Origin of the sequence: Kitasatospora sp. NPDC093102 (assembly GCF_040683915.1) — a bacterium.
Classification (GTDB): domain Bacteria; phylum Actinomycetota; class Actinomycetes; order Streptomycetales; family Streptomycetaceae; genus Kitasatospora.
This window is the reverse complement of the sequence record NZ_JBFBFA010000002.1, coordinates 72,209-84,573: the sequence shown is the minus strand read 5'-3', so window position 1 is coordinate 84,573 and position 12,365 is coordinate 72,209. Positions and strand designations below refer to the sequence as shown.

The 12,365-nt window shown below is 72.8% G+C and carries 10 protein-coding genes; 7 read left to right on the top strand and 3 right to left on the bottom strand.

Features of this window, described 5'->3' with window-relative positions:
* Nucleotides 1–80 precede the first annotated feature (80 nt).
* Together AB0O11_RS03710 and AB0O11_RS03705 are read right to left on the bottom strand one after the other, a co-directional pair.
* Nucleotides 81–539 (bottom strand): peroxiredoxin, encoded by a 459-nt coding sequence (locus AB0O11_RS03710; protein ID WP_363381386.1) that lies wholly within the window; start codon nucleotides 537–539, stop codon nucleotides 81–83.
* Nucleotides 540–824: 285 nt separating this feature from the next.
* Nucleotides 825–1,265 (bottom strand): DUF3052 domain-containing protein, encoded by a 441-nt coding sequence (locus tag AB0O11_RS03705; RefSeq protein ID WP_363381385.1) that lies wholly within the window; start codon nucleotides 1,263–1,265, stop codon nucleotides 825–827.
* 517 nt (nucleotides 1,266–1,782) lie between these two features.
* Between AB0O11_RS03705 and aceE the strand changes: the two genes are divergently transcribed.
* Both aceE and AB0O11_RS03695 read left to right on the top strand, forming a co-directional pair.
* Nucleotides 1,783–4,533: a pyruvate dehydrogenase (acetyl-transferring), homodimeric type gene (gene aceE, locus AB0O11_RS03700; RefSeq protein WP_363381384.1), complete on the top strand. Its 2,751-nt coding sequence runs from the start codon at nucleotides 1,783–1,785 to the stop codon at nucleotides 4,531–4,533.
* A gap of 107 nt (nucleotides 4,534–4,640) precedes the next feature.
* Nucleotides 4,641–5,099 (top strand): nitroreductase/quinone reductase family protein, encoded by a 459-nt coding sequence (locus AB0O11_RS03695; protein WP_363381382.1) that lies wholly within the window; start codon nucleotides 4,641–4,643, stop codon nucleotides 5,097–5,099.
* A 96-nt stretch (nucleotides 5,100–5,195) separates the two neighbouring features.
* On the opposite strand, the gene AB0O11_RS03690 is transcribed toward AB0O11_RS03695, so the two are convergent.
* Nucleotides 5,196–6,800, bottom strand: a complete 1,605-nt coding sequence (locus AB0O11_RS03690; protein ID WP_363381380.1) for an MFS transporter — start codon at nucleotides 6,798–6,800, stop codon at nucleotides 5,196–5,198.
* A 217-nt stretch (nucleotides 6,801–7,017) separates the two neighbouring features.
* Between AB0O11_RS03690 and AB0O11_RS03685 the strand changes: the two genes are divergently transcribed.
* From AB0O11_RS03685 to AB0O11_RS03665, 5 genes are all read left to right on the top strand, one after another.
* Nucleotides 7,018–7,704 (top strand): TetR family transcriptional regulator, encoded by a 687-nt coding sequence (locus AB0O11_RS03685; protein ID WP_363381378.1) that lies wholly within the window; start codon nucleotides 7,018–7,020, stop codon nucleotides 7,702–7,704.
* 116 nt (nucleotides 7,705–7,820) lie between these two features.
* On the top strand, nucleotides 7,821–9,125 hold the full coding sequence (locus tag AB0O11_RS03680; protein ID WP_363381376.1) for a sensor histidine kinase: 1,305 nt from the start codon (nucleotides 7,821–7,823) through the stop codon (nucleotides 9,123–9,125).
* Nucleotides 9,122–9,796 carry a response regulator transcription factor gene (locus tag AB0O11_RS03675; RefSeq protein ID WP_363381375.1) on the top strand — a complete coding sequence of 225 codons (675 nt, stop codon included), beginning with the start codon at nucleotides 9,122–9,124 and terminating at the stop codon, nucleotides 9,794–9,796. Before AB0O11_RS03680 ends, AB0O11_RS03675 begins: the two co-directional genes overlap by 4 nt.
* Nucleotides 9,797–9,938: 142 nt before the next feature.
* On the top strand, nucleotides 9,939–11,063 hold the full coding sequence (locus AB0O11_RS03670) for an alpha/beta hydrolase (RefSeq protein WP_363381373.1): 1,125 nt from the start codon (nucleotides 9,939–9,941) through the stop codon (nucleotides 11,061–11,063).
* Between the two features lie 26 nt (nucleotides 11,064–11,089).
* Nucleotides 11,090–12,349, top strand: a complete 1,260-nt coding sequence (locus AB0O11_RS03665) for an acyltransferase (protein ID WP_363381371.1) — start codon at nucleotides 11,090–11,092, stop codon at nucleotides 12,347–12,349.
* The last annotated feature ends 16 nt before the right edge of the window (nucleotides 12,350–12,365 follow it).

Below are 12,365 nucleotides of genomic sequence, written 5' to 3'. Positions count from 1 at the left end.
GGCGGACACGGCCTCACGGCACTCGGCCGGCGGGTGCCGCGGGGGTGTGCCCGCGCCGTTCAAGGCCCCGGGCGGGGGCCTCAGAGCGCCGCGAGGACCTTCAGGTAGTCCTGCTCGTCCCGGGCGTCCGGGAGGCCGTTGACGACGCTCCAGCGCACCGTGCCCGCGGTGTCGATCACGAAGGTGCCGCGCAGCGGGCAGCCCCGCTCCTCGTCGAGGACGCCGTAGGCCCGGGCGACCTCACCGTGCGGCCAGAAGTCGGCCAGCAGCGGGAACTCCAGCCCCTCCCGGTCGGCGAAGACCCGCTGGGAGAACTGCGAGTCGCAGGACAGGCCGAGCACCTGCACGGTGTCGTTCTGCAGGCCCGCCAGCTCCCGCTGGATCGCGCCCAGCTCGCCGGTGCAGACGCCGGTGAAGGCGAACGGGTAGAAGACCAGGACGACGTTCCTGCCGCCGCGGAAGTCGGAGAGCCGGACGGCCTCGCCGTGCTGGTTGTTGAGCTCGAAGTCCGGAGCCTGGGTGCCGACCTCGATGGCCATGAACGGGACCTTTCTGACGCGACCGCGCCGCGCGGCGGGCGCAGCAGGCCACATCCTCGCATTCGTTTACGGCCGCTCGGCCGAACGGATGAGGCAGGCGGCCGCGGCCCCGTCCCGTTCGCCGTCCGCGAACGCCCCGGCGGCCCGCCGGGGTGCCGGGGTGCCGGCACGAGGCCGGCCGGGGTGCCGCCGCGGGGGGCGGGGCCGGCCGGGGCGCCGGACATGCAGCGGGCCCCGCCGGAGGGATTCCTCCGGCGGGGCCCGGTGCGGGGCTTCAGAACCCGTTCAGCGTTGCTTGCCCGGCTTCGCCGTGGACTTGGTCGCGAGCCGGGTGGCCGCCCAGTCCTTGACGATGTTGATCGAGCTGGTCTGGGAGAGACCGGCGGTCTTGGCCGCGTCGCTGATGTCGGAGGCCTCGACGTGGCCGTCCCGCCCGGTCTTGGGCGTCATCAGCCAGATGAGGCCACCCTCTGCCAGGTACTCCAGCGCGTCGACGAGGGAGTCGGTGAGGTCCCCGTCGTCGTCGCGGTGCCACAGCAGGACGGCGTCGGCAACGTCGTCATAGTCCTCGTCGACGAGATCCGTCCCGGTGAGCTCCTCGATGCCCTCGCGGAGGTCCTGGTCAGTGTCGTCGTCGTACCCCAGCTCCTGGATGATCTGGCCCTCTTCGAAGCCGAGACGGGTCGCCGGGTTGGACTTGTCCGCGGGGTCCGCGGTCGCGCTCACGGGAATAACCTCCAGTATTCGGCTCGGCATCCATGCCGAGGCTGTGGCCGTAGTCCACACGGGCGCGGCGGTTCGCGCAAGTACCCGACCCCCGATCCCCTCCAAAGGTTGACGTGTCGCACCGGGACACGCCGCGCGACGTGTCGGGAATCACACCGATTTGCCCTTCTCTGCGTGGGACAAGGATGCTTCGGGTGGTCCCGGCCCACAGGCCGTACGCGTGCCCGAGATGCGAACGGCATTCGGGGTCCGCGTGTGCGCGGGCGTAGAGTCTCCTGTTGGCCCTCACCCCGGCCGCCCGCCATCGGGCGGACGGGACACCAGGTCGGACCACCTCTTTTCGTAACACCCGGGGGTGTGCGGAGCGGACGAAGACGCCCGCGCCGCACGCCACCAGACCGGCCCGCCCACCAGGCGGACCGGTTACCGATCGGTAGAGATGACGGATCTCCGAGCGCGGTAGCACGATGGAGGCGGCGCGACACACCTCAGTTTCGACCGACAGTGAAGGAACAGCGTGGCTTCCGGATCCGATCGCAACCCGATCATCATTGGCGGCCTTCCGAGTCAGGTCCCGGACTTCGATCCCGAGGAGACCGCGGAATGGCTCGAGTCGCTCGATGCGGCCATCGACGAGCGGGGGCGTGAGCGTGCCCGTTACCTGATGCTGCGGCTGATCGAGCGCGCCCGCGAGAAGCGTGTCGCCGTGCCCGAGATGCGCAGCACGGACTACGTCAACACCATCGCGACCAAGGACGAACCGTTCTTCCCCGGCAACGAGGAGATCGAGCGGAAGATCCTCAACGCGACCCGGTGGAACGCGGCCGTCATGGTCTCCCGGGCGCAGCGCCCGGGCATCGGCGTCGGTGGCCACATCGCCACCTTCGCCTCCTCCGCGTCTCTGTACGACGTCGGCTTCAACTACTTCTTCCGCGGCAAGGACGCCGAGGGCGAGTCCGGCGACCAGGTCTTCTTCCAGGGCCACGCCTCCCCCGGCATCTACGCCCGAGCCTTCCTGCTGGACCGGCTCACCGAGCAGCAGCTCGACGCGTTCCGCCAGGAGAAGTCGAAGGCCCCGTACGGCCTGTCCAGCTACCCGCACCCGCGGCTGATGCCGGACTTCTGGGAGTTCCCGACCGTCTCGATGGGCCTCGGCCCGCTCGGTGCGATCTACCAGGCGCGGATGAACCGCTACCTGGAGCACCGCGGCATCAAGGACACCTCCGACTCGCAGGTCTACGCCTTCCTCGGCGACGGCGAGATGGACGAGCCCGAGTCGCTCGGCCAGCTGTCCCTGGCTGCCCGTGAGGGCCTGGACAACCTGACCTTCGTGGTCAACTGCAACCTCCAGCGCCTGGACGGCCCGGTCCGCGGCAACGGCAAGATCATCCAGGAGCTGGAGTCCCAGTTCCGGGGTGCCGGCTGGAACGTGATCAAGCTCATCTGGGACCGCAGCTGGGACCCGCTGCTCGCGCAGGACCGCGACGGCGTCCTGGTGAACAAGATGAACACCACCCCGGACGGCCAGTTCCAGACCTACGCCACCGAGTCCGGCGACTACATCCGCGAGCACTTCTTCGGCGGCGACCTGCGCCTGCGCGCCATGGTCGAGAACATGACCGACCAGCAGATCCAGTACCTGGGTCGCGGCGGCCACGACCACAAGAAGATCTACGCGGCGTTCAAGGCGGCCCGCGAGCACAAGGGCCAGCCGACGGTCATCCTCGCCCAGACGGTCAAGGGCTGGACGCTGGGCCCCAACTTCGAGGGCCGCAACGCCACCCACCAGATGAAGAAGCTGACGGTCGAGGACCTGAAGCGCTTCCGCGACCGGCTGCACCTGCCGATCACCGACAAGCAGCTCGAGGACGGCCTCCCGCCGTACTACCACCCGGGCCGCGACTCGGAGGAGATCCAGTACATGCACGACCGCCGGGAGGAGCTCGGCGGCTACGTGCCGACCCGCAAGGTCCGCCCGCGCAAGCTGGTGCTGCCCGGCGACGACGCGTACAAGGCGGTCAAGAAGGGCTCCGGCAACCAGACCATCGCCACCACCATGGCGTTCGTCCGGCTGCTCAAGGACCTCATGCGGGACAAGGGCATCGGCAACCGCTTCGTGCCGATCGCGCCGGACGAGTACCGCACCTTCGGCATGGACTCGCTCTTCCCGTCGGCGAAGATCTACAACCCGCTCGGCCAGACCTACGAGTCGGTCGACCGGGACCTGCTCCTCGCCTACAAGGAGTCGCCGACCGGTCAGATGCTGCACGACGGCATCTCCGAGGCGGGCTGCACCGCCTCGCTGATCGCCGCCGGCTCGTCCTACGCCACCCACGGCGAGCCGCTGATCCCGGTGTACGTCTTCTACTCGATGTTCGGGTTCCAGCGCACCGGTGACCAGTTCTGGCAGATGGCCGACCAGCTGGCCCGCGGCTTCGTGCTGGGCGCCACCGCAGGCCGCACCACGCTGACCGGTGAGGGCCTCCAGCACGCCGACGGCCACTCGCACCTGCTGGCCTCGACCAACCCGGGCGTCGTGGCCTACGACCCGGCGTACGGCTTCGAGATCGCGCACATCGTCCAGGACGGTCTGCGCCGGATGTACGGCTCCAGCGCCGAGCACCCGCACGGCGAGGACGTGTTCTACTACCTCACCGTCTACAACGAGCCGATCAAGATGCCGGCCGAGCCCGAGAACGTGGACGTCGAGGGCATCCTCAAGGGTCTGCACAAGTACGCACCGGGCACCGCCGGCCAGATCCCGGCCCAGATCCTCGCCTCCGGCGTGGCCGTGCCGTGGGCCCTGGAGGCCCAGCGCATCCTCGCCGAGGAGTGGAACGTCAAGGCCGACGTCTGGTCCGCGACCTCGTGGAACGAGCTGCGCCGCGACGCGGTGGAGGCCGAGGAGTTCAACCTGCTGCACCCCGAGGAGCAGCAGCGCGTGCCGTACGTCACCCAGAAGCTCCAGGGCGCCGAGGGCCCGTTCGTCGCGGTGTCCGACTGGATGCGCGCGGTGCCGGACCAGATCGCCCGCTGGGTGCCGGGCCAGTACCAGTCGCTGGGCGCCGACGGCTTCGGCTTCGCCGACACCCGTGGCGCGGCCCGTCGCTTCTTCCACATCGACGCGCAGTCGGTCGTCCTGGCGGTGCTCACCGAGCTCGCCAAGCAGGGCAAGGTCGACCGCTCGGCACTGAAGGACGCGATCGACCGCTACCAGCTGCTGGACGTGGCCGCGGCCGACCCGGGTGCCGCCGGCGGCGACGCCTGATCGGCCCATGGGCAGTGAGGGGCCGGACCTCCGTACGGGGGTCCGGCCCTTCGCCGTGTGTCGTGGTTTTGACCCTCACACCGGTGTGAGGTCCTACGCTCGGCTGCATGACGAACGAGACGAAGCCCGGCCAATCCGGGCGGCACCCCGAACCCGTCGACGGCGCGGGCGAGTTCAACCGGAACGTGATCGTGGAGTTCCGCACCGGGCAGGGGGTCGTCGGCGGCGCGCTCGCCGGCTCGCCGGTCCTCCTGCTCACCGTGGTCGGCGCCCGCAGCGGCGAGCCGCGCACCACGCCCCTGGTCTACCTGGCGGACGGCGAGCGGCTGGTGGTCTTCGGCTCCAACGGCGGCAGCCCGACGGACCCGCTCTGGTACCGCAACCTCCTCGCCCACCCCGAGGTGACCGTCGAGGTCGGCACCGACCGCTACCCGGCCCTCGCGGCCCCGGTCGACCCGGCCGAGCACGACGCACTCTGGGCCCGTCAGATCGCCGCCCAGCCCCAGTTCGCCGGCTACCGCACCGCGGCCCGGACCGTCCCGCTGGTGGCCCTCACCCGGGCCTGACCGACGGGGGCGGCACCGCCCGGACACCACGACGGCCCCGGGCTCCAACGAGTCCGGGGCCGTGGCGTTGCGGGGGCCGTGGCGTTGTGGGGCCGGTCAGATGTGCACGGCCGGGCCCGCGTCGGTGGTGCCGCGGCGGGTGAGCAGGCCGAGCACGGCGGCGGCGAAGGCCACCACGGCGGCCACCGCGAAGGCGAGCGACATGCCGCTCACGAAGGACTCGTGGACGGCGCCGGCCATCGCGTCCACCGCCTGCTGCGGGGTGCCGGCCGGGGCCGGCGGGGCGATGCCGAGCTGGGCGGCCTGCTTGAGGCCCTCGCCCGCCGCGCCCTCGACCGGCGGCAGGCCGGCCTTGGCCCAGTTGCCGGGCAGCACGTCGCCGACCTTGGCGGCCATCAGCGCGCCCAGCACCGCGGTGCCGAGGCTGCCGCCGACCTGCATCGCGGCCTGCTGAAGGCCGCCGGCCACGCCGGAGAGCTCCAGCGGGGCGTTGCCGACGATCACCTCGGTGGCGCCGACCATGACCGGGCTGATGCCGAGGCCCATCAGGACGAACCAGAGCGACATCACGCCGTTGCCGGAGCCGGTGTCCAGGGTGGACATGCCGAACATCGCGGTGGTGGTGATCAGCATGCCGGCCACGATCGGGATGCGCGGGCCCAGCTTGCCGATCGCCAGGCCGGCCAGCGGCGAGCCGACGATCATCATGCCGGTCATCGGCAGCAGGTGGACGCCGGCCTCGACCGGCTTCATCCCGTGCACGTTCTGGAGGTAGAAGGTCACGAAGAAGATCGCGCCGAAGAACGCGAAGGCCATCAGCACCATCAGCAGCACGCCCGCCGACAGCGGCACCGAGCGGAACAGGCTGAGCGGGATCAGCGGCTCGCGGGCCTTGCCCTGCCAGAGCGCGAACAGCACCATCAGGACCACCGCGCCGCCCAGGAACAGCAGCGTCCTGCCGTCGCCCCAGCCCCACTCGGGGGCCTTGATGATGCCGAAGACCAGCGCGAACATCCCCACCGAGAGCAGCGCGATGCCGGGCAGGTCGAAGGACTTGGCGGCGTTCTCGGCCCGGACGTCCCTGAGGATCCACAGGCCCAGGGCCAGCGCGATCAGGCCGACCGGGATGTTGATGAAGAACACCGACTCCCAGTTGACGTGCTCGACCAGCAGGCCGCCGACGATCGGACCGGCCGCCGTGGAGGCGCCGATCACGCCGCCCCAGATGCCGATCGCCATGTTGAGCCTCTCGGCCGGGAAGGCCCCGCGCAGCAGGCCGAGCGCGGCCGGCTGGAGCAGCGCGCCGAACAGGCCCTGGAGCACCCGGAAGGCGATCACGGTCTGGATGCTGCCGGCGAAGCCGATCGCGGCCGAGGTGGCCGCGAAGCCCACCGCGCCGACCAGGAAGGTCGTCTTGTGGCCGAAGCGGTCACCGATCTTGCCGGCGGTGATCAGGAAGACCGCCAGGGCCAGCAGGTAGCCGCTGGTGACCCACTGGATCTCGGAGGGCGCCGCGTGCAGCTTCTCCTGGATCACCGGGTTGGCGATGGCGACGATCGTGCCGTCCAGCGCGACCATCATGACGCCGACCGCGACGGTCAGCAGGGTCAGCCAGGGGTGCCCCTTGAGGCCGCCCCCCGACGGCGGATTCGGCGGCGGCGCTGCGTCCGCCTCGGAGTTCTTCACGACGGACTGGCTCATCTGGGCCCTCCGGGGGCATGGCTCGGTGCGGGACATGGTCGTGGCGCCCCGGCCCACCCGTCCCCACAGGTGCCCCGGCCCGGCGGGCGCCACCCCGGCACATTATGTCAGCCACTGACAATCGGCAAACAGTGACTTCTGGCCATTGCTGCCATTTGTCAGAGCGCTAAGGTTGTGCTCCCACCCTCCGTACCCAGCGCTCCGGAAGGCCCCCGCCATGGCCGCTCACACCCCCCGCACCACCTGCACCCCGGAGGGCTCCGGACGCGCGCCCGGGCTGCGCGAGCGCAAGAAGCAGCAGACCCGGTACGCCCTGATCCAGGCCGCCCACGTGCTCTTCCTCCGACAGGGCTTCGCCCACACGACCGTCGACGAGATCGCCTCCGCCGTCGACGTCTCCCAGCGCACCTTCTTCCGCTACTTCGCCAACAAGGACGAGGTCGCGCTCGCCGTGATGGCCGTCGCCGAGGACTACTTCATCGAGTGCCTGCGGCTGCGCCCGGCCGAGGAGGCCCCGCTCCAGGCCCTGCGCGCCTCGATCGTCAAGGCCTGGCGCGACCTCGGCAGCGAGGAGACCTCCGGCCCCGGTTCGATCCACAGCGCCCTCGAACTCATGCGGATGATCGAGGAGACGCCCCCGCTGCTCGCCGCCCACCTGCGTCGGGTCACCGAACAGGAGCGGCTGGTGATCCAGGTGCTCGCCGAACGCGAGGGCCTGGACCCGGCCGAGGACCTGCGCCCGGCCGTGCTCGCCGCCGTCTTCGGCAGCCTGCTGCGCTCGGCCCACCTGTCCTGGAGCGCCGAGCGCGAACCGGCCGGCCCGGAGGGCATGGTCGCCGTCATCGAGCGCTACTTCGACCAGCTCGGCCCGGCCCTGGCCGGCCACTGGCGCGGCCCGGCGTAGTCCCGGGCGGCACAGCCGTGTCATACCGGGGTATCACCCGATACCCCGGTAGCCCCCGGAAGTTCGCGCTCCAGTGCGACGCACCGGGCGGGCCCGTCACCCTAGGCTGGCCCGCGATGAAGACGCTCACCATCGCCGACGGCCGCAGGTTCGCCGTCCGCCAGCTGCGCACCCTGCGACGGCACCTCACCACCCCGAGCAAGGACGACACCCCGCTGCTCGGGACCTCCCGCCGACGCTGGGTGCGCCGGATCCCGTACGCCGTCGCGATCATCCTCCAGGCCTCGCTGATCCCCGCCGGGATCGCCACCCTGGTCGGCTTCTACGACCTGGTGCTGCCGGTCGCCGCCGCGCTCACCGTCGCCCAGACCACCCCGCTGTTCCTCGCCATCACCCGGCCGCTGGCCGCCTGGTGGATCAGCGCCCCCACCCTGGTCCTCACCGCCGCCATCACCGCCCGCCACCACCAGCTGATGGGCAGTTGGCCGTGGACGGCGCCGATGATCATCTCGTACCTCTTCCTGCTGCTCGCCCTCGGACTGCGCGAGAGCCGGGCGACCGTGCTCTCGGTCTGGATCGCCACCTTCCTGCTCACCGTCCTCACCACCACCCTCGGCCTGCCCCGGTCCGGCGACGGCACCACCGTGCTGCTGATCGCGCTCAGCGGCGCCGTCCTGCTGCTCGGCTGGGCCGTCCGGGACCGCGCGGTCGCCCGCCGGCTGCTCACCGAGCAGGAGCAGATCAGCGAGGTGGAACGCGAACGGCGCACCCTGCTGGAAGAACGCGCCCGGATCGCCCGGGAGTTGCACGACGTGGTGGCCCACCACATGTCGGTGATCGCGGTGCAGGCCGCCAGCGCGCCGTACCGGATCGAGGGCGTCCCGGCCGGTGCCGCCGAGGAGTTCACCGCGATCGCCGGCACCGCCCGCGAGTCGCTGGCCGAGATGCGCCGGCTGCTCGGCGTGCTGCGCAGCGAGGACACCGCCGGGGAGAAGACCCCGCAGCCCGGCGTGGGCCAACTCGCCCAGCTGGCCGAGACGGTGGGCCGGGCCGGGGTGCCCGTCGAGCTGACCGTGGACGACGGGCTGGCCGACCGGGTGCCGCAGGCTGTCGGCCTCTCCGCCTACCGGGTCGTCCAGGAGGCGCTGGCCAACGTGGTCCGGCACGCCCCCGGCGCCCGGGTCTGGGTGTCGCTGTCGGCGGACGGCCCGGAACTACGGCTCACCGTGGTCAACGCGCCGCCGCCGCACCGCACCGAGTCGCTGGAGGCCTCGGTCGAGGGCACCGGGCAGGGCCTGGTCGGAATGCGCGAACGCGTGCGGCTGGTCGATGGCAGGCTGGACACCGGCCCGCTGCCGGACGGCGGCTTCAAGGTGGCCGCCGTCCTGCCGCTCGACCCACCCCAGGAGACAACCGCATGACCATCCGCGTGATCATCGTCGACGACCAGGCCATGGTGCGGGCCGGCTTCGCCGCCCTGCTCAACGCCCAGAGCGACATCGACGTGGTGGGGGACGCGGCGGACGGCGCCCAGGCCCTGGAGGTCGCCGGCCGCACCCACCCCGACGTGGTGCTGATGGACGTGCGGATGCCCGTCATGGACGGCCTGGAGGCCGCCCGGCGACTGCTCGACCCGGACGTCCCCGGCGCCCACCGGCCCAAGGTGCTGATGCTGACCACCTTCGACGTGGACGACTACGTGTACGAGGCGCTGCGCGCCGGGGCCAGCGGCTTCCTGCTCAAGGACGCCCCGCCCGCCGACCTGATCGCCGCGGTCCGGGTGGTCGCGGCCGGCGAGGCACTGCTCGCCCCCTCGGTCACCCGCCGGCTGATCGCCGACTTCGCCCGCAACCGGCCCGCCAAGCGCCGCGACCCCAAGCTGCGGCTCAACGGTCTGACCCCGCGCGAGACCGAGGTGCTGGAACTGATCGCCTGCGGCCTGTCCAACCAGGAGATAGCCGCCAAGCTGATCCTCGCCGAGCAGACCGTCAAGACCCACATCGGCCGCATCCTCGCCAAGCTCGGCCTGCGCGACCGCGCCCAGGCGGTGGTGCTGGCCTACGAGTCCGGTCTGGTGACACCAGGTCAGTAGCTTCCGCCCTTTGTGATACCCGGGTAGCACCCGGGAGTTGGCCCCGCGGCGTGACGTCCGCGGGGCCGTCGCATTCCTACCTTCCTCCCCATCGGAAGCCGAACCGAGTCGGCGGCCGAACGGACGAGGGGGGAACAGGGACATGCGCAGGTTTCGAGCCAGGCGGGCGATCGCCGCCGCCGCGGTCGCCCTGGCGGTCGCGCTCGGCGCGGGCGGCTGGGCCGCCGACACCCAGACGCCCGTCACCGGCCCGCCGCCCGGCAGCGCCGCCTGGACGGCCGACACCTCGCTCGGCCTGCGGCTGCCCGACCCGGCCGGCAGCACGCCCGGTCAAATCGCCGTCTTCTTCGCCGGGTTGACGCCCGCCCAGCAGAACGCCGTGGCCGCCCGGCACCCGCTGGTGGTCGGCAACCTGGACGGCGCGCCCGTCGAACTCCGCTACCGGGCCAACACCCTGGCCCTCGCCGCCGAGCGCGCCCGCGAACTCGCCCGGGCCGCCGACCCCGTCCTCACCCCGCAGGACCACGAGGCCGCCCGCACCCGCGCCGAGCGCTACCGCGCCCTGCTGGACGGCGGCCGGCGGATCCTCGCCTTCGACCCGCGCGGCCGCGGCCAGGTCGCCGAGGTGTACGGCGACCTCGCCACCGCCCGCCGCACCGCCGTGATCGTCCCCGGCTCGGACACCGACCTGCTCCGCTTCGACCGCACCGGCAACCCGTACGGCACCCCCGCCGGCATGGCCCGCGCACTCCTGGACGCCACCGACCGGCAGACCGCCGTGATCGCCTGGGCCGGCTACACCACCCCGCTCGGCCTCGGCCCGGACGCCGCCACCGAGGACCTCGCCCGGGCCGGCGCCCCCCGCCTCACCCGGCTGCTCGACGGACTCGCCGTCACCACCCGTCCGCAGGCCCCGCCCACCGTGTTCTGCCACAGCTACGGCTCGGTGGTCTGCGGCCTGGCCCGCCCCACCCCCGCGCAGGCCTCCGGCGTGGTGGTGCTCGGCTCGCCCGGCATGGGCATCGGCTCGGCCGCCGACCTCGACCCGGGCGTCCCGCTCTGGGCCACCGCCCGCAACGGCTCCGACTGGATCGGCGACGTGCCCAGCGTCCGGCTGTTCGGCCTCGGCCACGGCGCCGACCCGACCGACCCCGGCTTCGGCGCCCGCCCGCTGCCCGCCACCGGATCCCACGGCCACGACGGCTACTTCGCCCCCGGCACCGCCTCCCTCGCCGCCTACGCCGCCGTCGCGCTCGGCCGCGCCTGACCGCCCGCACCGGAAGGAGCACCACCATGGCCAACACCCTCACCACCCCGCCCCGCACCCCCCGGCCCCTCACCGCCCTGCGCCGCGCCGCCGCGCGGGTCGACGCGAAGACCCCGGCCGACCGCGACCGCGCCCTGGACGGGCTGCGCGCCCTCGCCCTGCTCGCCGTGCCGGTCGGCCACTGGATGCTCGGCGGCCTCACCCGCTCCCCCGACGGCGCCCTGCACAACGCCAGCCCGCTCTCCACGCTCGGCTTCTTCGCCCCGCTCAGCTGGGTGCTCCAGATGCTCGGGGTGTTCTTCCTGGTCGGCGGCCACTCCTCGGTCCGCTCGCTGGAGCGGGCCCGGGCCAGGGGCGCCACGTACGGCGGCTGGCTGCGCGCCCGTACGGTCCGGCTGCTGCGCCCGGTGCTCGGGGTGACGGCCGTCTGGGCGGCGCTGGTCCCGCTGCTGCCCGCGCTCGGCGTCCCCGCGGACACCCTGCGCACCGGCGCCACCCTGGTGGTGCAGCCGCTCTGGTACATCGGGGTCTACCTGGGGCTGACCGCGCTCACCCCGCTCTGCGTGGCGGCCGGGCGCCGGCTGGGCGGCTGGTCGGCGGGCCTGCTGGTGGCCTCGGTCGCCGCCGTCGACCTGCTGCGCTACGGGCCGTGGGCCGAGGCGGTGCCGTCCTGGGTGGCACTGCTGAACATCCTGCCCGGCTGGCTGTTCGGCTACCAGCTGGGCGTGCTCTGGGCGCAGGGCCGACTCGGCCGCCCGGCGGCCCGGGTGCTGCTGCTCGGCGGCGGCGCGCTGTTCGCCACGCTGCTGCTGGTCTTCCACTACCCGGCCAGTATGGTCGGCGTGCCCGGGGCCGCGCGGACCAACTCGCACCCGCCGTCCCTGCTGGTGCTCGCCCTGGCGGCATTCCAGTGCGGCGCCGCGGTGCTGCTGCGGGAGCGGCTGGGCCGGCTGCTGACCCGCCGTCCGCTGCTCTGGCTGCCGGTCGTGGTGGTCAACCTGTCGGCGATGACGATCTTCTGCTGGCACCAGAGCGCGATGCTCGCGGTCGCGGTGCCGGGCGCGGCCGGCCTGGGCGCCGTCCCGGGGCTGACCACCGCGCCGGACTCGCTCGGCTGGGTGGCCGCCCGGCTGGCGCTGCTGCCACTGTTCGGCGCCGTGCTGGTGGCGGTCGGCTGGTTCACCCGCCGGTTCGACGGCCCCTGGACGTCCCTCTCCCGGGGCGGCAAGGCGGTGACCGGGGCCGCGGCGGCGCTGTTCGCGGCGTACGCGCTGGGCGTGGTGTGACGATCCGTCGGAGGCG